The 16,372-nt window shown below is 68.1% G+C and carries 17 protein-coding genes; 9 read left to right on the top strand and 8 right to left on the bottom strand.

What is annotated here, in order from left to right; all coding sequences use genetic code 11:
- Window positions 1-25 precede the first annotated feature (25 nt).
- Window positions 26-487, top strand: a complete 462-nt coding sequence (locus EFY87_RS11330) for a GNAT family N-acetyltransferase (protein WP_123271600.1) — start codon at window positions 26-28, stop codon at window positions 485-487.
- A 113-nt stretch (window positions 488-600) separates the two neighbouring features.
- On the opposite strand, the gene ilvD is transcribed toward EFY87_RS11330, so the two are convergent.
- The 6 genes from ilvD to gatC form a co-directional block, all read right to left on the bottom strand.
- On the bottom strand, window positions 601-2,454 hold the full coding sequence (gene ilvD / locus EFY87_RS11325; protein WP_123271599.1) for a dihydroxy-acid dehydratase: 1,854 nt from the start codon (window positions 2,452-2,454) through the stop codon (window positions 601-603).
- A 46-nt stretch (window positions 2,455-2,500) separates the two neighbouring features.
- Entirely contained in the window at window positions 2,501-3,007 is a 507-nt protein-coding gene (locus EFY87_RS11320; RefSeq protein WP_123271598.1) for a SixA phosphatase family protein, read from the bottom strand.
- An 81-nt stretch (window positions 3,008-3,088) separates the two neighbouring features.
- The gene (locus tag EFY87_RS11315; RefSeq protein WP_123271738.1) at window positions 3,089-4,018 is read right to left on the bottom strand and encodes a 2-hydroxyacid dehydrogenase; all 930 of its coding nucleotides are present in this window, start codon (window positions 4,016-4,018) and stop codon (window positions 3,089-3,091) included.
- Window positions 4,019-4,247: 229 nt separating this feature from the next.
- Window positions 4,248-5,762, bottom strand: a complete 1,515-nt coding sequence (gene gatB / locus EFY87_RS11310) for an Asp-tRNA(Asn)/Glu-tRNA(Gln) amidotransferase subunit GatB (protein ID WP_123271597.1) — start codon at window positions 5,760-5,762, stop codon at window positions 4,248-4,250.
- Window positions 5,762-7,279, bottom strand: coding sequence for an Asp-tRNA(Asn)/Glu-tRNA(Gln) amidotransferase subunit GatA (gatA, locus tag EFY87_RS11305; protein WP_123271596.1), 1,518 nt, complete (start codon window positions 7,277-7,279; stop codon window positions 5,762-5,764). The genes gatB and gatA overlap by 1 nt, the downstream gene beginning before the upstream one ends.
- 7 nt (window positions 7,280-7,286) lie before the next feature.
- Entirely contained in the window at window positions 7,287-7,583 is a 297-nt protein-coding gene (gene gatC, locus EFY87_RS11300; protein WP_123271595.1) for an Asp-tRNA(Asn)/Glu-tRNA(Gln) amidotransferase subunit GatC, read from the bottom strand.
- Window positions 7,584-7,690: 107 nt separating this feature from the next.
- On the opposite strand from gatC, the gene EFY87_RS11295 reads away from it, so the two are divergent.
- The 5 genes from EFY87_RS11295 (at window position 7,691) to EFY87_RS11275 (ending at window position 10,910) form a co-directional block, all read left to right on the top strand.
- Entirely contained in the window at window positions 7,691-8,332 is a 642-nt protein-coding gene (locus EFY87_RS11295; RefSeq protein ID WP_123271594.1) for a cytidylate kinase-like family protein, read from the top strand.
- Window positions 8,329-9,096 (top strand): class I SAM-dependent methyltransferase, encoded by a 768-nt coding sequence (locus tag EFY87_RS11290; RefSeq protein WP_123271593.1) that lies wholly within the window; start codon window positions 8,329-8,331, stop codon window positions 9,094-9,096. The genes EFY87_RS11295 and EFY87_RS11290 overlap by 4 nt, the downstream gene beginning before the upstream one ends.
- 309 nt (window positions 9,097-9,405) lie before the next feature.
- A complete protein-coding gene (locus tag EFY87_RS11285; protein WP_148043312.1) occupies window positions 9,406-9,804 on the top strand; it encodes a hypothetical protein in 399 nt (132 codons plus the stop codon).
- A gap of 49 nt (window positions 9,805-9,853) precedes the next feature.
- Complete coding sequence (locus EFY87_RS11280; RefSeq protein WP_123271591.1) at window positions 9,854-10,411, top strand: YdeI/OmpD-associated family protein; 558 nt, start codon at window positions 9,854-9,856, stop codon at window positions 10,409-10,411.
- Window positions 10,412-10,637: 226 nt separating this feature from the next.
- Entirely contained in the window at window positions 10,638-10,910 is a 273-nt protein-coding gene (locus tag EFY87_RS11275; protein WP_220093602.1) for a type II toxin-antitoxin system ParD family antitoxin, read from the top strand.
- A gap of 35 nt (window positions 10,911-10,945) precedes the next feature.
- Here EFY87_RS11275 and EFY87_RS20675 read toward each other — a convergent pair whose 3' ends face one another.
- Window positions 10,946-11,809, bottom strand: a complete 864-nt coding sequence (locus tag EFY87_RS20675) for an alpha/beta fold hydrolase (RefSeq protein ID WP_148043311.1) — start codon at window positions 11,807-11,809, stop codon at window positions 10,946-10,948.
- Between the two features lie 4 nt (window positions 11,810-11,813).
- The gene (locus tag EFY87_RS11265; RefSeq protein ID WP_123271590.1) at window positions 11,814-12,281 is read right to left on the bottom strand and encodes a mycothiol transferase; all 468 of its coding nucleotides are present in this window, start codon (window positions 12,279-12,281) and stop codon (window positions 11,814-11,816) included.
- 258 nt (window positions 12,282-12,539) lie between these two features.
- Here EFY87_RS11265 and EFY87_RS11260 point away from each other — a divergent pair, with 258 nt between their 5' ends.
- From EFY87_RS11260 to istB, 3 genes are all read left to right on the top strand, one after another.
- On the top strand, window positions 12,540-13,220 hold the full coding sequence (locus tag EFY87_RS11260; protein ID WP_123271589.1) for a GntR family transcriptional regulator: 681 nt from the start codon (window positions 12,540-12,542) through the stop codon (window positions 13,218-13,220).
- A gap of 339 nt (window positions 13,221-13,559) precedes the next feature.
- Entirely contained in the window at window positions 13,560-15,248 is a 1,689-nt protein-coding gene (gene istA / locus EFY87_RS11255) for an IS21 family transposase (protein WP_123271588.1), read from the top strand.
- On the top strand, window positions 15,248-16,060 hold the full coding sequence (istB, locus tag EFY87_RS11250) for an IS21-like element helper ATPase IstB (protein ID WP_123271587.1): 813 nt from the start codon (window positions 15,248-15,250) through the stop codon (window positions 16,058-16,060). The genes istA and istB overlap by 1 nt, the downstream gene beginning before the upstream one ends.
- Window positions 16,061-16,372 lie beyond the last annotated feature (312 nt).

Here is a 16,372-nt window from a genome sequence, read left to right as displayed (position 1 = left end):
CCCCCGCCGGGGCTAGAGTCCGGTCGTGAACATCCGACCGATCACCGACGACGAGCTCCCGGCATACATCGACACCACGCGTCGGGAGTACGCCGAGGACAAGCACCGCAACGGCGGCATCCCGCTGGACGAGGCACTGCGTCAGTCCGAACGCGAGACCGCGCAACTATTCCCGGACGATCGCCTCTGCCCCGGGCACGAGATCTTCATCGGCGAGGACGACGCCGGCGCACGCGTCGGGCGGCTGTGGATGGCTCCGCGGGGCGGCGCACCGGACACGGCGTTCATCTACGACATCCAGGTCGAGCCCGCGGCACGCGGTAAAGGCTACGGCCGTGCCATCATGCAGGCCGCGGCACAGTGGGCGCGCGACAACGGCTATCGCGCGCTGTCGCTGCACGTCTTCGGCGGCAACGACATCGCGATCAACCTCTACGAGTCGCTCGGGTTCACCACCACGGACCGCTTCATGCAGCTCGAACTCTGACCACACCACCACCGAGCGGGGTACAACACGCCCGAGCGGGGTACATCCGTGGACCATTCCGGACCGTGGATGTACCCCGCTCGATGACGATGTACCCCGCTCGGCGAGTGCGCTCAGCGCCTGGTCGGCACCTCGCGGATCGCGCCGCGGTCCGCGGACGTCGCCATGGCGGCATACGCCTGCAGCGCCTTGGAGACCACGCGGTCACGCACCTTCGGCTGCCAAGGGTTCTCGGACGCCTCCATCTCAGCGCGACGGCGCTCGAGTTCGGCGTCGTCGATCTGCAATTGCAGCGTGCGGCTGATGACGTCGATCCGGATCGGGTCACCGTCGCGGACCAGCCCGATGGCGCCGCCGGAGGCCGCCTCCGGGGAGATGTGGCCGACGCACAGGCCGCTCGACCCGCCGGAGAACCGGCCGTCGGTGATCAGGGCGCACACCTTCCCCAGGCCGGTGCCCTTCAGGAATGCGGTCGGGTGCAGCATCTCCTGCATGCCCGGACCACCCGCGGGGCCCTCGTAGCGCACGACCAGCACCTCACCCGGCTGGACGACCTTGTTCAGGATGACCTCGACGGCCTCTTCCTGGGAGTCGACGACCCGGGCGGGCCCCTCGAAGTGCCACAACTCCTCCTCGACGCCGGCAGTCTTGATGACCGCGCCGTCGACGGCCAGGTTGCCGCGCAGGATGGCCAGCCCGCCCTCGGCGGTGTAGGCGTGCTCCTTGTCGTGGATGCAGCCGTTGGCGGCATCGGTGTCCAGACCGGACCAGCGGTTCTCCGTCGAGAACGGCTCGACCGTGCGCACCCCGCCGGGCGCGGCGTGGAACAACTCGATCGCCTCGTCGCTTGCCAAGCCCGAGCGGATGTCCCAGTCGTCGAGCCACTCCTCGAGCGTCGATGCGTGGACCGTGGTGACGTCGGCCTCCAAGAGGCCGGCTCGGCGCAACTCGCCCAGGATCGCGGGTATGCCGCCGGCCCGGTGCACGTCCTCCATGTGGAAGAACGAGTTGGGCGCCACCTTGGCGAGGCATGGCACCCGCCGGCTGATCTCGTCGATGACGGCCAGGTCGAAGTCCTTGACCTCGCCTTCCTGGGCGGCGGCCAGGATGTGCAGCACCGTGTTGGTCGAACCGCCCATCGCCACGTCCAGTGCCATGGCGTTGCGGAACGCCGCGGAGGTCGCGATGTTGCGCGGCAGTGCCGAGTGGTCGTCCTGCTCGTAGTAGCGCTTGGCCAGGTCGACCACGACGCGGCCGGCGCGCTCGAAGAGTGCGCGGCGTGCGGCGTGAGTGGCCAGGGTCGAGCCGTTGCCCGGCAGAGCGAGGCCGAGTGCCTCGGTCAGGCAGTTCATCGAGTTGGCTGTGAACATGCCCGAGCAGCTGCCGCAGGTCGGGCAGGCGCTCTCCTCGACCTTGGCGAGCGTCTCGTCGTCGACGTTGTCGTTGGCCGAGGCCGAGATCGAGGTGATCAGGTCGGAGGACGGGTGCACGACTCCATCGACCGAGACCGTCTTGCCAGCCTCCATCGGGCCGCCGGAGACGAACACGGTCGGGACGTTCAGCCGCATCGCGGCGTTCAGCATGCCCGGAGTGATCTTGTCGCAGTTGGAGATGCACACCAGCGCATCTGCGGTGTGCGCGTTGACCATGTATTCGACCGAGTCCGCGATGATCTCGCGACTCGGCAGGGAGTAGAGCATGCCGCCGTGCCCCATCGCGATGCCGTCGTCGACCGCGATCGTGTTGAACTCGCGCGGCACGCCACCGGCGGCACGAACACCTTCGGCGACGATCTCACCGACGTCCTTGAGATGGACGTGACCGGGCACGAACTGCGTGTAGGAGTTCGCGATCGCGACGATCGGCTTGCCGAAGTCGCCTTCCGTCATGCCGGTCGCACGCCACAGAGAGCGGGCGCCGGCCGCGGCACGGCCGAAAGTGGTGGTCCGGGACCTCAATGCTGGCATGGCCCCAGCGTACGGCGAATGTCCACGGAATGGGACGCCGGTCCCATCAATCGGACGATCGTGCTGTGTGGGTCGCCACCAGCCTGCCCGTGCCAGGTGCGAGGTCCTTCCACGGCACGTCGACCTCGATGATGGCCGCCGTGCAGGTCGGGAAGCCGTCGTCGAGGGCCGCATCGCCGCCGGTGAGCGTCGCGGCGAGACCGGGAACGCCGGGAGCGTGCCCGACCAGCGCGATGGAGCGAGCCGAGTGGCCGTCCTGCGCGACCACGCCCAGGAGCCGCTCGACGGACGCGTTGTAGATGCGAGGGTCGTGATCGACGAGGGCTCCGAGCCCACTGCTCTCGACGAGTTCGGCCCAGGTCTCCCGGGTGCGCACCGCAGTCGAGCAGAGCACCAGGTCGACCCGCACCCCCTGCCGCTTGAGCCAGTGGCCCATCGTGCGTGCATCGGCTCTGCCGCGCTCGGTGAGCGGGCGTTCGTGATCCGTGGCACTACTGGGATCGGCGGCCTTGGCGTGCCGGAGCAGCACCAACTGCCGGCTTGCGGCGTTCATAGCCACCCGTTCCCGGGCCGGGCTTCGTCATACCCGCGGGCCGGCAACGGCTCAGTACGTTCGCGCATGGTCTGCAGCATGTCACTTCGCGCCGGTCGCGACGGCGGTGCGCAACGTGCCGTCGCTCACGTATCCGGCGAGCGCGGTGCGCAGGAAGCGCAGCGCACGAGGTTCGAAGGCGGTGGTGGCCCCGCCGACGTGCGGCGTGATGAGGGCACCCTCGGTGGTCCACAGCGGGTGGTCCTCGGGCAGCGGCTCCGGGTCGGTGACGTCGAGCGCCGCGCGCACGTGACCCGCCCGACACGCCTCCACCAGCGCGTCCGTGTCGACGACGCCGCCGCGAGCAACGTTGACCAGCAACGAGTTCCGCGGCATGCGCGCCAGGAATGCGGCGTCGACGAGGTGCCGGGTCGCATCGGTGAGCGGCAGGATCAGGAAGACGACGTCGTGATCGGGCAGTAGCTCCGGCAACTCGTCGACGCCGTGCACGGCGTCGACGATGTCGTCCCCGCCGCGCGCGGTCGACGCAACAGCCGTGATCGAAACCTCCATCGGCTCGAGACGACGGGCGATCTGCGCGCCGATCGAGCCGTAGCCGATGATCAGTGCGTGCCGGTCGGCGAGCGACGGGAGGCCGGCCATGCGTTGCCACTCCCCGTGTTCCTGCGCACGCACAGCCTGCGGTATGCCGCGCTGCGCGGCGATGGCGAGCCCGACGGCGAGTTCGGCCGTGGACGTGTCGTGGATGCCGCGGCCGTTGGCGAGCACCACGCCGTCGGGCAGGTAGGGCAGTGCAGTCTCGAAACCGGCCGTCACCAGTTGCACGGCCCGCAGCTTGGGCACCTCGGCGAACCGGGCGAACCGCTCCGAAACGCCCATGTATGGCGGCACCACCACCTCGATGTCGTCTCGCGGCGGCGCGCTGCTCATGTCCCAGCAGACCAGCTCCACCCCGTCAAGATCCGCCAACTCGGCAACCCACCGCTCCTCGGGCAACGACACGACAGTCATGGCCCCGAACTTAGCCAGGCCTCCCCGCCCGCCGGACCGCGGGGCCACCCACCGATACGGCGGTGACCAACCCACGACGAAGCCGGCCGACCACGCCACGCACGGCGTCGGTTGCGTCGTCGGCCCGGGCCGATGCAGCGCAGCGGAGCGCTAGCGGAGCGAAGCGGAATGCGCCCGGGACGGCGGCGTAGCCGACGTCCAACCTCTGCGAGGGACGGTGCCGCCCCGCTCAGGAGGTCAGCTTGACGAGGATCAGCTCCCGTGCCTTGGCGGCGTCGGCCTGGCCCTTCAGCTCCTTCATCACCTGCCCGATCAGCGCGCCGGCCGCGTTGAGCTTGCCGTCGCGGACCTTGGCGGCGATCGCCTCGTTGGCCGCGATGACCTTGTCCACGGCGGCTTCGAGAGCACCGTCGTCCTTGACGAGTTCCAGCCCCCGTGCGTCGGCGACCTCGGTCGGTGAGCCCTCGCCGTCGATCACACCGTCGAGGACCTGGCGGGCCATCGAGTCGTTGAGCCGGCCGGCCTTGACCAGGCCGTCGAGCTCGGCGACATGTGCCGGGGTGACGTTGAATTCGTCGATCGCCTTGCCCTCGGCATTCGCGCGCCGGGCGAGCTCGCCGGTCCACCACTTGCGGGCACCGGCGGGTGACGCGCCGGCCGCGACCGACTCGTCGATCAGGTCGATCGCGCCGGCATTGATGACGTCGCGCATCTCCAGATCGCTGTAACCCCAGTCGGATTGGAGCCGCTTGCGACGCTGGGCCGGCGGCTCTGGCAACGTGCCACGTAACTCCTCGACGCGCTCGGCAGCCGGCGCGACGGGCACCAGGTCGGGCTCGGGGAAGTATCGGTAGTCGTCGGCGTCCGACTTGGGGCGGCCGGCCGTGGTGACGCCGGTGTCCTCGTGCCAGTGCCGGGTCTCCTGGGTGATGGAGCCGCCGTCGTCGAGAATCGCTGCCTGGCGGCTGATCTCGTAGCGCACCGCGCGCTCGATCGACCGCAGCGAGTTGACGTTCTTCGTCTCGGTACGGGTGCCGAGCTTCTCGGTGCCGATCGGACGCAGTGACACGTTGGCGTCGCAGCGCACCGACCCCTGCTCCATTTTCACGTCGCTGATGTCGAGGGCCTTGACCAGGTCGCGAAGCGTCGCGACATACGCCCGGGCGATCTCCGGCGCCCGATCTCCAGCGCCCTCAATGGGTTTCGTGACGATCTCGATGAGCGGTATGCCGGCGCGGTTGAAGTCGACCAGGGAATATTCGGCGCCCTGGATGCGGCCCGTGGCGCCACCGACGTGCAGCGACTTGCCGGTGTCCTCCTCCATGTGCGCTCGCTCGATCTCGACGCGGAACGTCTCGGTGCCGTCACCGGAGGCAGCCGGGATCTCCACGTCGAGGTAGCCGTCGAAGCAGATCGGCTCGTCATACTGGCTGGTCTGGAAGTTCTTCGGCATGTCCGGATAGAAGTAGTTCTTCCGGGCGAAGCGGCACCACTCGGCGATGCCGCAGTTGAGCGCCAAGCCGAGCCGGATCGCCGACTCGACCGCCTTGCCGTTGACCACCGGAAGCGCTCCGGGCAGGCCGAGGCACACCGGGCAGACGTGCGAATTCGGTTCTGCGCCAAAGACGGTCGCGCATCCGCAGAACATCTTGGTGTCGGTGTTGAGTTCGACGTGCACCTCGAAACCCATCACCGGGTCGTACCTGGTGAGCGCCTCGTCGTAGTCGACCACTGCGTCAGCCATCAGTTGTCCGCCTTCCCTGCGAGGGCCGGTGCTTGCGCCAGGATCGGGGCACCCCACGAATCGTGCAGGGCAGCCTCCAGGGCCGCCGCGACTTCGTAGAGCCGCTCGTCCTTGGTGGCCGGAGCCAGGATCTGGAACCCACTGGGCAGGCCGTCCTCGGCCGCGAGACCGTTGGGGATAGACATGCCGGGGATGCCGGCGAGGTTCGCCGGGATGGTGGCGACGTCGTTGAGGTACATCGCCATCGGGTCGTCCAGTTTCTCGCCGAGCTTGAACGCCGTGGTGGGCGCCGTCGGCGTGACGAGCACGTCGACCTTTTCGTATGCCGCGGCGAAGTCGCGCGCGATCAGCGTGCGGACCTTCTGCGCGTGCCCGTAGTAGGCGTCGTAGTAACCGGCCGACAACGCGTAGGTGCCCAGGATGATCCGGCGCTTGACCTCGTCACCGAAGCCGGCCTCGCGGGTGGCAGCCATGACCTGCTCGGCGCTGGGGTGCTCGACGCCCTCGGGACCGACCCGCAGGCCATAGCGCATCGCGTCGAAGCGGGCCAGATTGGAGCTCGCCTCGCTCGGCAGGATCAGGTAGTAGGCAGCCAGCCCCTTCTCGAAGCTGGGGCAAGTCACCTCGACGACCTCGGCGCCACGGGAGACGAGCAACTGCACCGACTCGTCGAAGAGCCGCTTGATGCCGGGCTGAAACCCCTCGCCCGAAATCTCTTTGATGACACCGATTTTCATGCCGGAGACGTCACCGCGCCGAGCCGCTTCGACCACCGGCGGCACCGGCGCGTCGATCGAGGTCGAGTCCATCAGGTCGTGGCCGCCCATCACCTCGTGCAGCAGCGCCGCGTCCAGGACGGAGCGGGTGCACGGACCGGCCTGGTCCAGCGAGCTGGCCAGCGCGATGATGCCGTAGCGCGACACCCCGCCATACGTCGGTTTGGTGCCGACCGTGCCGGTGACGGCGGCGGGTTGGCGGATCGAGCCGCCGGTGTCCGTGCCGATGGCGAGCGGCGCCTCGAACGCGGCGACCGCCGCGGCCGAGCCGCCGCCGGACCCGCCGGGGATGCGGTCGAGCGCCCACGGGTTGTGCGTCGGGCCGTATGCCGAGTGCTCGGTCGAGCTGCCCATGGCGAACTCGTCCATGTTGGTCTTGCCGAGGATCGGCATTCCGGCGGCGCGTAGCCGGGTGACGACGGTCGCGTCATACGGCGGAATCCAGCCGGCCAGGATCTTGCTGCCGGCAGTGGTCTCCAGGCCTCTGGTCGCCAATATGTCCTTGACCGCGATCGGCACGCCGGCGAGCAGACCAAGCGGCTCCCCGGCGGCGCGTGCCTCGTCGACGCCCTGGGCCGCCGCGAGCGCCCCCTCGGCATCGACCTGCAGGAAGGCGTGGATGGCGCCGTCGACCTCGGCGATGCGGTCCAGGTGCGCCTGCGTGACCTCGACTGAGGTCGTCTCGCCGGAGGCAAGGGCGTCGGCGAGCTGCGCCGCGGTCAGGCGGGTGTAGTCGGTCATGCGGTCCTCAGTCCTCGTCCAGGATGCGCGGCACGGCGAAGCGCTCGGCCTGCACCTTCGGCGCGGCGGCCAGCGCCTCCGCCGGGGTCAGGCTGGGGCGCACGACGTCGTCGCGCGTGACGTTCTCCAGCGGCAGCGGGTGCGACATGGGCGGTATGTCGGCGGCGGCGATCTCCCCGACCGTGGCCACGAAGCCGACGATCTGGTCCAACTGACCGGCGAGACGGTCGAGTTCGCCGTCGGTGAGCTGGATGCGGGCGAGCATGGCGACGTGGGCTACCTCGTCGCGGGAGAGCGCAGACATGCAGCGAAGTCTATTCGTGACCGCCTGGGCCCGATCTCAGCGGCCACCTCCAGACAGGACGATGATAGAAAGACGATGAAAGACTCCCCGTCAGTTAGGAGACCGTCATGCCTGGACTCACCATTTCTTCGCAGTATGGCGCGGGCGGCAACGTCATCGCGCCCCGCGTGGCGGAGGCGCTCGGCTTCCGGCTGCTGGACCGCACGATCGACGGCAAGGTCGCCGAGGAACTGCAGGTGTCGCTCGAGGAGGCCGAGAAGGGCGAACGCAAGCAGAGTTTTGCCGACCGGTTCTTCGCCGCCCTCGCTCCCCTCGCCGACACCGTGACGGGCGACCCCGAGATCCTCGCGTCCGCGCGGAGCGGCGCCACCGAGGAGTTCCGGGTCGAGGCGAGCAAACTGATGGAGGGCGCTCTCGCCGACGGTGCCGTCATCCTCGGCCGTGGTGGAGCGGCCGCGCTGCACGGCACCCACCCCGAGGTGTTGCGTGTGCGGCTGTATGGCGATCCGGAACTGCGTGTCATCGCCGCCGTGAAGTACTACGACGCCGACGAGGCGACCGCGCGCGAGCGCCAGCACCGCACCGACGAGGCCCGCGCGAAGTATGTCCAGCATCTCTACGGCCGGGACATCAACGACTCGAACCTCTACCACCTCGAACTCAACACTCCGTTGTTCGAACTCGACCAGTGCGTCGACGTGATCGTCGGCGCCTACCGGGCGTTCGCCGCAGCGTCCGCGGCCGCATGAGCGACGGTGAGTCGATTCATCTGAACAGGGCGCGTGCCGAGTCGTTCGGGGCGGTTGCGGCGGCGTACGACGAGTTGCGCCCGGCATACCCGCCCGCGCTGATCGGCGCACTGACGACGCGACCTGGACTACGTGTCCTCGATGTCGGTGCCGGCACCGGCATCGCGAGCCGCCAGCTGCGCGACGCGGGCGCGAATGTTCTTGCGGTCGAACCGGATCCGCAGATGGCTGCCGTTGCGCGCGCGTCCGGCATTGACGTGGAAGTCGCGGCCTTCGAGGAGTGGGAGCCGCGCGGGCGGACGTTCGAGCTGGTGTGTTTCGCGCAGTCGTTCCACTGGGTCGATCCGGAGGTTGCGGTAGCCAAGGTATGGCGAGTGCTTGCGCCGGGCGGCGGGCTGGCGCTGATCTGGAATCGTTTCGTCGAGACCGATCCGCCGCACGACCGGATAGCCGAGATCGACGACCGCTATCTCACCGACACGGTTCGCGGCCGGCCGTCCGAGCAGCGTGAACGCGCGGTCGACGCGCTGCTGACCGGCACCGGGTTCGAGGTCTCGCACTCCAGCTTCCGCGAAGAGCGGCGCTATTCCCGCGAGGACTGGCTCGACCTGCAGTTCACCTATTCGCGCTACGTCGTACTGGACGGCCCCACCCGCCAGGCGGTGCGCGCCGAACTGGCCGCGCTCGTCGGCCCCGACGGAGTGCGCATCGAGAACGACGCGCTGCTGGTGTTTGCCCGGAAACCGGGGGCGGACTCGCAGTAGATTCGGGAGGTGGCCGAACCGGCCGCGCTCCCACGCCCGAGAGGTCACCAGACGTCATGAGAGCCGAGCCCTCGCAGCGTCTACTGCCCACTCGGCGCGCGGCGCGGCGAATCTGTCGGTTGTCTGCCGCGCTCCTCGTCGGCACGGTGGCCCTGGCCGCGTGCGGTCACGGGTCCGCCGGGGCGAGGTCCGCGCCTGCCACGTCCGGGGCGAAGTCGACCTCGGCCATGTCTGGGCACGCGACCCCCGGTATCTCGGCGCGCATCAGGTTGCCCACCACCACCGTGCGCGCCGGCGACACGTGAACGCATGCCTCGACGGGAGTCACTTCCACCCACCACCACCGTGCGCGCCGGCGACACCCTGACGGCGTGGGTGGTCGTGGACAACGCATCCGGGCACGCGTTGCAGTTCCTCGGCTGTGGGCCGCCGTTCGACCTCCTCCTCGGCGATTCGAACTACCAGCAGCAGGCGGTCCAGCCACTGTGCGCGGAGCAGATCACGATCCCGACGGGCAATTCCTCCTACCGGACGTCGATCATGGCGAGCTACAGCACCTGCTCCCCCGAGTCCGACCAGGACACGCCCGCATGCGGCCCGGACGGGAACCCGCCGCCGCTGCCTGCCGGTCACTACACGGTATCGTCGGTCGCGGTCAGTCCGAAGCTTCCGGTGCCGCCGAGCGTGGCGCTCACCGTCATGGGGTAGGCCGCCGACAAATGGGTGCCGGTCAGCTGGGTCGCCTACCCTTGTTCGTATGGCGAGCAGGATCGCACCCAGCACTGTCATCTGCACGGCGCAGACCGAGCTCCTCGGCGACCGGATGATCGTCCGGCTCCCGGCCGAGGCGAGTGCCGCGCTACCCTCGCGCGGGCAGGTCGCCGCCACCGTGTGGCTCGACGGGCACACCTACTCAACGGTGGTCGAGCCGGACGGCCGTCGCGGCCACTGGCTGGCTATCGGCACCGGACTTCGCGACGAATTGCCGCTCGACGCAGGGCAATCCGTGCAGTTGCGGATCGCGGCGGTCGAGGACTGGCCGGAGCCGGATGTCCCCGACGACCTGGCCACGGCCCTGGCCGGAGCCGAGGACGTCACCGCGATCTGGCGGGACATCACCCCGATGGCCCGCTGGGAGTGGGTGCGCTGGATCAAGGCCACCAACAACCCGGCCACCCGCGCCCGGCGCGTCGACGTCGGGCTGTCCAAGATGCGCTCCGGCAAGCGCCGCCCGTGCTGCTTCGACCGTTCCTCCTGCACCGACCCCGAGGTCGCCAAGAGCGGCAAGCTCGTGCCGCCTGGCCGAGCGGGGTAGATACGCGCCGAGCGGGGTAAGAACCGGGCGTCCGGGGTCCCGTACCCGGTCGGCGGGCAGGTACCCTGCTCGGCGATCGATGGCTGGTTCTGGACGGCGTTGGCGGCTCAGGTGGTCTCGCGTCGTCGCCAAGTAGCCCGAGTGGGGAGTTACTGGCGGGTATCCCGTGCGTACTCGCTGGTAACTGCGTCGAGTGGGCACTTACTGGCGGGGTATAGGTTCCTGGGTGGCCGTCTCCATCGACATCCCAGCCGACGTTGCCGCAGCTGTGGATGCCCGTGTCCGGTCCGGCAGATATGCGAGCCAAGGCGACGTCGTCCGCGACGGGTTGCGCCTGCTGAGTGAGGAAGACGGCATCTTTCGTGATGCCGAGGTGGAGCACTGGCTGCGCACGACAGTTGTGCCGATCGCCGAGGCGACGGTCGCCGATCCATCGCGGTCACTCACCGCAGAAGAGGCACGCGCTCTCGTCGCTGCCAAGCGCGCCGCACGCGCGTGAACCGCACTTCAGGTTGTGTGCGCGTCCCGAGGCGCTCAGCTCGACCTGAGAAAGCGTTCGATCGCAGCCGCCCAGGCCACCGGCCTCTCGAACTGCGCCATGTGACCGGCTCCGGGAATCACTTCGAGCCGCGCACGTGGGAGCTCATCCGCGAGATCCATCGCCAGCTGCAGCGGACACGTCAGGTCGAACTCTCCGTGGAGCACCAGAGTCGGCACGCCCAGCTCGGCAAGCACCTTCGGCGCGTCGTCCGGCCGGCTCGGACCGAGCCCGCAAGTGACGAGTTCAGTGAGCCAATCGCCGGAGAATTTCACTGTGCCGAGCAATCTTCGGTATACCGCAAACAGCGACTCGTCCCACACATCGAGTGGAACCTGGTCGAGTGCCCAGTGCCGGGTCAGCGATGCCGGATCCTCGGGAACGCTCGCCGGCCACACCCGGCTCGGACACTGGGCAACGCGCGCACGCCACTGCTCGGACCGATGCTGGTGGCAACCTGTCGCTCCTCCGCGTACGAGGTCGACGCAAGCACAAGTGATCGCACGCGCTCTGGGTGACGTTGCACGAGCAGCTGGGCGAGCCCGCCGCCATACGAGAAACCCGAGGAGGTGGATCTGTGCTGCCTCGTAGGCGTCGGCGACCGCCAGGACGTCATCGACGACCTTGGCCGGCTGACAACTCCCGGCCGGCAAACCACGAGAGCTGGAACCACAACCGCGCAGATCCATCGCGAGCACCCGGCGGCTCGCAGCGAGCGGAGCGATGCCGGGTGGAAGGTAGTGGTGGTCCCAGTCGGGTCCGCCGTGGATAGCAAGAACCGGAGCGCCGGCCGGTCGGCTCGGTCCCAGCTCACGCACGAAGACCTGCCCGACGTCGATGGCGACTCTGCGGCCACTCACGCGATCACCGAGCACGCACGATGTCCGCAGTGATGTCGAGGTGTCCCCGATGCTGGGACAACTCTTCGTAGACGTGCATGAGTATGCCGCCCTGGGTCGGGACCTCGCCAGGGTCCAGATTGTCCTCACGCAGCGGTCCGCGCGGTGGCGCGGCACCGTCGAATCCGTCCAGATCGGAACGGAATTGCGCACGCTGCCGCTCCACCAGAGCGACCAGCTCCGCCACCGTCCCGGACGATGTGAACTCGGCTTCCCGGTCGCGCACTATCGGCCGGTTCGCCAGCACGGACCCACCCCAGAACTCCAGGACGCCGCAGCAGTGCCGCACGATCTGGTATGCCGTATTGCCTCCCGCCAGCCCGGTCTCGGCATTGGCCAGGTCGTCGCCAAGCTCGCGCAGGGTTGCCGTCATACCGTCCAGCGCGCGGTCGATATACGTGGTAACGACCACCAACGCGACGTGCCGACTCATCGCGAAAACCCCACTGATCCATATTGTTTCGTCGCTTCACGAGAAGGCGGCGGTCCCAAATGTGCTCCTCGTCGCTGGTCCACGGCCTGACGTCACAGGCCGTCATCCGCCTGGGTAGTGCTCGTACCTTAGACCCGGTCGCGCGTCAGGATGCGCGACTCAGGACGCGCCGAACACACCGCTCGACATCATGCGCGTCATCCGGCAAGCCGCCGGGACAGGTAATCTGCTGCTCGATATGGCGAGGAGAGCAGGGGTATGACGAGCGTCGGTGCGGACGATCTGAGACTGCGGCCGGTGGTGCGCGAGTCGACTGCCGTGATGATCGCCGATCAAGTGCGAGATGCCATCGAACGAGGAGACCTCCGACCCGGCGCACAGCTCGGGGAAGCCGAGCTCGCGCGCCAGCTCGGTGTCAGCCGAGGGCCGTTGCGCGAGGGGCTGCAGCGACTCACGCAAGAGGGCCTGTTGTTGTCGATTCGCAATCGCGGGCTGTTCGTCATCGAGATGACCCCGGATCGGGTGCGCGACATGTACACCGCCCGGCAGGCGGTCGAGCGCGCCGCAGCCGAGCAGATTCATCTGGCCGACCCGCACGAGGCCGGCACCGAGTTACTAACGATCGCCGACACCATGCAGGAGATGGTCGACGCCGACGACGCCACCGGAATGGGCGAGGCGGACATCGCCTTTCACGACCTGCTGGTGCGACTCGCGGGCAGTCCCCGGTTGTCCCGGATGCACCGCACTCTGCTCACCGAAACGCGCATGGGCATTCATGCACTTGGCCCAACCTACCGAGGCGACGATGCGCGCGTCGCCGAACATCGCGAGATCGCGCAGTCCTTTGTCGACAGAGATCCAGAGCGGACCGATCGGTTGCTTCGGTTGCACATGGCCGACGCAGTGACCCGATTGACACATGGCCGCAACGAATGATTCACCTGCCCACCATCGGTGGCAGGACCGGCACACGTACGACTATTCCGCGGTATATCCGCCATCGATCGGCAGGACCGCACCAGTGATGTAGACGAGGCGGATGATCCGAGGAAGTAGATCGCCTCGGCCACTTCGGCTGGCTGCGCCAGTCGCCGCATCGGGATGGGGGTCGCCTCACGCTCGGAGCGCTATCCGTCTGGCTGTGACAGGTTGGTTTGGCCCCACTGTGACGGTCTGATTTGGCCCCACGTGCGACTTGCCGGGGCGGTTATGACGGTTTGATCTGGCCCCACCCGAGCCTTGGCTTCATCTACTGGTTCGAGGATCGGGGTTGGGATGGAGTCACGGGTGGAGTTGTTCGCGGTGATCCGCCGGGACGCGCGGGTCGAGGGCCTGGGCGTCCGTGCGCTTGCCAAGCGGCACGGGGTGCACCGGCGCACGGTGCGGCAAGCGTTGGCGTCGGCGACGCCACCGGCACGCAAACGCCCGGATAGGTCGTCACCGCGGCTGGACCCGTTCAAGGACGCGATCGATGACATGCTGCGCTCCGACTTGGACGCGCCCCGCAAGCAGCGGCACACCGCCACCAGGATCCTTGCCCGGCTGGTCGAGGAACACGCCGCGACCAACCTGTCGTATTCGACGGTGCGGGACTACGTGCGGATCCGCCGCGCACAGATCGACCTGGAGGCCGGCCGCCGTGTCGAGGACGCGTTCGTCCCGCAGGAGCACGCACCGGGTCAGGAGGCCGAGGTCGACTTCGGCGAGGTCTATGTCGTCATCCAGGGCGTGAAGACGAAGTGCCAGATGTTCATCTACCGCCTGTCGTTCTCGGGGAAGGCAGTCCACCGGGTGTACCCAACGTGCGCGCAGGAAGCGTTCCTGGAAGGTCACATCGACGCATTCGAAACGTTGGGTGGGATCCCGACTCGCCATATCCGGTACGACAATCTGACGTCGGCGGTGCTGGCGGTGCTGCACGGTGGTGACCGCCGCCGCAAGGAGAACGACCGCTGGGTGCTGTTCAAATCGTTCTACGGGTTCGACTCCTTCTACTGCCAGCCCGGCATCGCCGGCGCACACGAGAAAGGCGGCGTGGAAGGGGAGGTCGGCTGGTTCCGCCGTAACCACCTGACCCCGATGCCGGAAGTCGAGTCCCTGGACGAGCTGAACGACAAGATCAAGGGCTGGGAGGCCGCCGACGATGCCCGGCGAATCACTGGCAAGCTCAACGCGATCGGCGCGGACTACGCCGCCGAGCGAGACTTGTTGGCACCGTTGCCGGTCGACCGCTTCGATCCCGGGCTGGTGCTGCACCCGCGCGTGGATCGGTCGGCGATGATCACCGTGCGGATGATGAAGTACTCCGTGCCCGCGCACCTGATCGGCCGCAAGGTCCGGGTCTCGTTGCGCACCTCTCACCTGGTCGTGTTCGACGGGCACACCGTGGTGGCCACGCATCCGCGGATCGCATCCCGCGGCGGGCATGTCGTCGACCTCGACCACTATCTCGAGTTGTTGAAACACAAGCCGGGCGCACTGCCCGGCTCGACCGCACTGGCATCGGCCCGCGCGTCGGGTGCGTTCACGGCGGCGCATGATGCGTTCTGGGCCGCGTCCCGCAAGGTCAACGGCGACACCGAGGGCACCAAGCAACTCATCGACGTCCTGCTACTGCACCGTTCGTTACCGACCGAGGCAGTGGTCGCAGGGATAGAGACTGCCCTGACCGTGGGTGCGGTCACTGCCGAGGTCGTCGCGGTCGAAGCCCGCCGCCACGCAACGACATTCGAACACGCCGCCCGTGGGGCCAACGCGGACCGTCACCGCGTTGCTCGTGACAACGTCCGTGAGCAACGCGTTGTCAGCCTCACACAACGACGTCTGACTGACCCGGCCGCGGTGATCGCATGCCTGCCTGCTGATACCCGGCCCTTGCCGTCCGTGGCTGCCTACGACGAACTCCTGTCACGCCGCCACTCCGTAGCTTCTGAACCTGACTTGTCGAAAGCGAGTACCAGCTGATGCCCACCGCGCCCGCGACCACCATCACCCCGACCCTGCGCCGCCGGCGTGGCCTGACTGAGGAAGCCGCCCTGGCTGCGGTCGACCAAGCCTGCCGCCGGCTCCGACTGCCCACGATCCGCGGGGTGCTCGACGAAGCCATCGGCGTGGCCAAGAAGGAGCAACTGTCCTACCCCGGGTTCCTGGCCGAACTACTCCTCGCCGAGGTCGACGACCGCGACCGCCGCTCCTCGGTCCGCCGGGTCAAAGCAGCCCAGTTCCCACGCTCCAAATGGTTGGGTGACTTCGACTTCGACGCCAACCCGGCCATCGAAGCCGCCACCATCCATCAACTGGCCAAGGGCGACTGGATCCGCAAAGGCGAACCCCTGTGCCTGATCGGGGACTCCGGCACCGGCAAGTCCCACTTGCTCATCGGGTTGGGCACCGCGGCCGCCGAACAAGGACACCGAGTCCGGTACACCCTGGCCACCAGGCTGGTCAACGAGCTCGTCGAAGCCGCCGACGAGAAGATCCTGGCGAAGACGATCGCCCGCTACGGCCGCGTCGACCTGCTCATCATTGATGAACTGGGGTACATGGAACTCGACCGCCGCGGGGCCGAGCTGCTGTTCCAAGTCCTCACCGAGCGCGAGGAAAAGAACAGCATCGCCATCGCCAGCAACCAGAGCTTCGGCGGGTGGACAGACACCTTCACCGACCCCAGGTTGTGCGCCGCGATCGTGGACCGGCTCACCTACCACGGCACCATCATCGAAACCGGCACCACCAGCTACCGGCTCGCCCATGCACGTGGTCAAGCTGCGAGTTGATCGCCCAGAGGTCGGTCGTCGGCAAGTGCGGGTCCTGCGCGACATCCGCCAGCTGATACCTGGCTACCGCTGGATAGTCCTCCGAGTGGCCGGTTGATCCGCGCAACCTCGATAGCCGAGCTGACGGGTCTGATGAACATTTTCTTGAAAGTAGTGCGCCGGTCAGCAACCTGCCCCTACAGTTGCGCCACCGCAGCAGAATTGCCGCGGCCGTTACCTCCTGAGTCGTGCCGGTTTAGTGTGTCGGCCAGGTGACGCCTGTCGCGGTGATGATTTCGGTCGCTTGGTCGGTGAGGGGGTCGGCGGCGGTGA

This window comes from Flexivirga caeni (assembly GCF_003724155.1).
GTDB classification, from domain to species: Bacteria; Actinomycetota; Actinomycetes; order Actinomycetales; family Dermatophilaceae; genus Flexivirga; species Flexivirga caeni.
The sequence above is the reverse complement of the archived record's forward strand: the minus strand, read 5'-3'. Positions and strand labels throughout refer to the sequence as shown.

Bases quoted from the DNA above. Each gene is read 5' to 3' on its own strand.
- ilvD (WP_123271599.1), bottom strand. From the start codon at position 2,454: ATGCCAGCATTGAGGTCCCGGACCACCACTTTCGGCCGTGCCGCGGCC.
- EFY87_RS11320 (WP_123271598.1), bottom strand. From the start codon at position 3,007: ATGAACGCCGCAAGCCGGCAGTTGGTGCTGCTCCGGCACGCCAAGGCC.
- EFY87_RS11315 (WP_123271738.1), bottom strand. From the start codon at position 4,018: ATGACTGTCGTGTCGTTGCCCGAGGAGCGGTGGGTTGCCGAGTTGGCG.
- gatB (WP_123271597.1), bottom strand. From the start codon at position 5,762: ATGGCTGACGCAGTGGTCGACTACGACGAGGCGCTCACCAGGTACGAC.
- gatA (WP_123271596.1), bottom strand. From the start codon at position 7,279: ATGACCGACTACACCCGCCTGACCGCGGCGCAGCTCGCCGACGCCCTT.
- gatC (WP_123271595.1), bottom strand. From the start codon at position 7,583: ATGTCTGCGCTCTCCCGCGACGAGGTAGCCCACGTCGCCATGCTCGCC.
- EFY87_RS11295 (WP_123271594.1), top strand. From the start codon at position 7,691: ATGCCTGGACTCACCATTTCTTCGCAGTATGGCGCGGGCGGCAACGTC.
- EFY87_RS11290 (WP_123271593.1), top strand. From the start codon at position 8,329: ATGAGCGACGGTGAGTCGATTCATCTGAACAGGGCGCGTGCCGAGTCG.
- EFY87_RS11285 (WP_148043312.1), top strand. From the start codon at position 9,406: ATGCCTCGACGGGAGTCACTTCCACCCACCACCACCGTGCGCGCCGGC.
- EFY87_RS11280 (WP_123271591.1), top strand. From the start codon at position 9,854: ATGGCGAGCAGGATCGCACCCAGCACTGTCATCTGCACGGCGCAGACC.
- EFY87_RS11265 (WP_123271590.1), bottom strand. From the start codon at position 12,281: ATGAGTCGGCACGTCGCGTTGGTGGTCGTTACCACGTATATCGACCGC.
- EFY87_RS11260 (WP_123271589.1), top strand. From the start codon at position 12,540: ATGACGAGCGTCGGTGCGGACGATCTGAGACTGCGGCCGGTGGTGCGC.
- istA (WP_123271588.1), top strand. From the start codon at position 13,560: ATGGAGTCACGGGTGGAGTTGTTCGCGGTGATCCGCCGGGACGCGCGG.
- istB (WP_123271587.1), top strand. From the start codon at position 15,248: ATGCCCACCGCGCCCGCGACCACCATCACCCCGACCCTGCGCCGCCGG.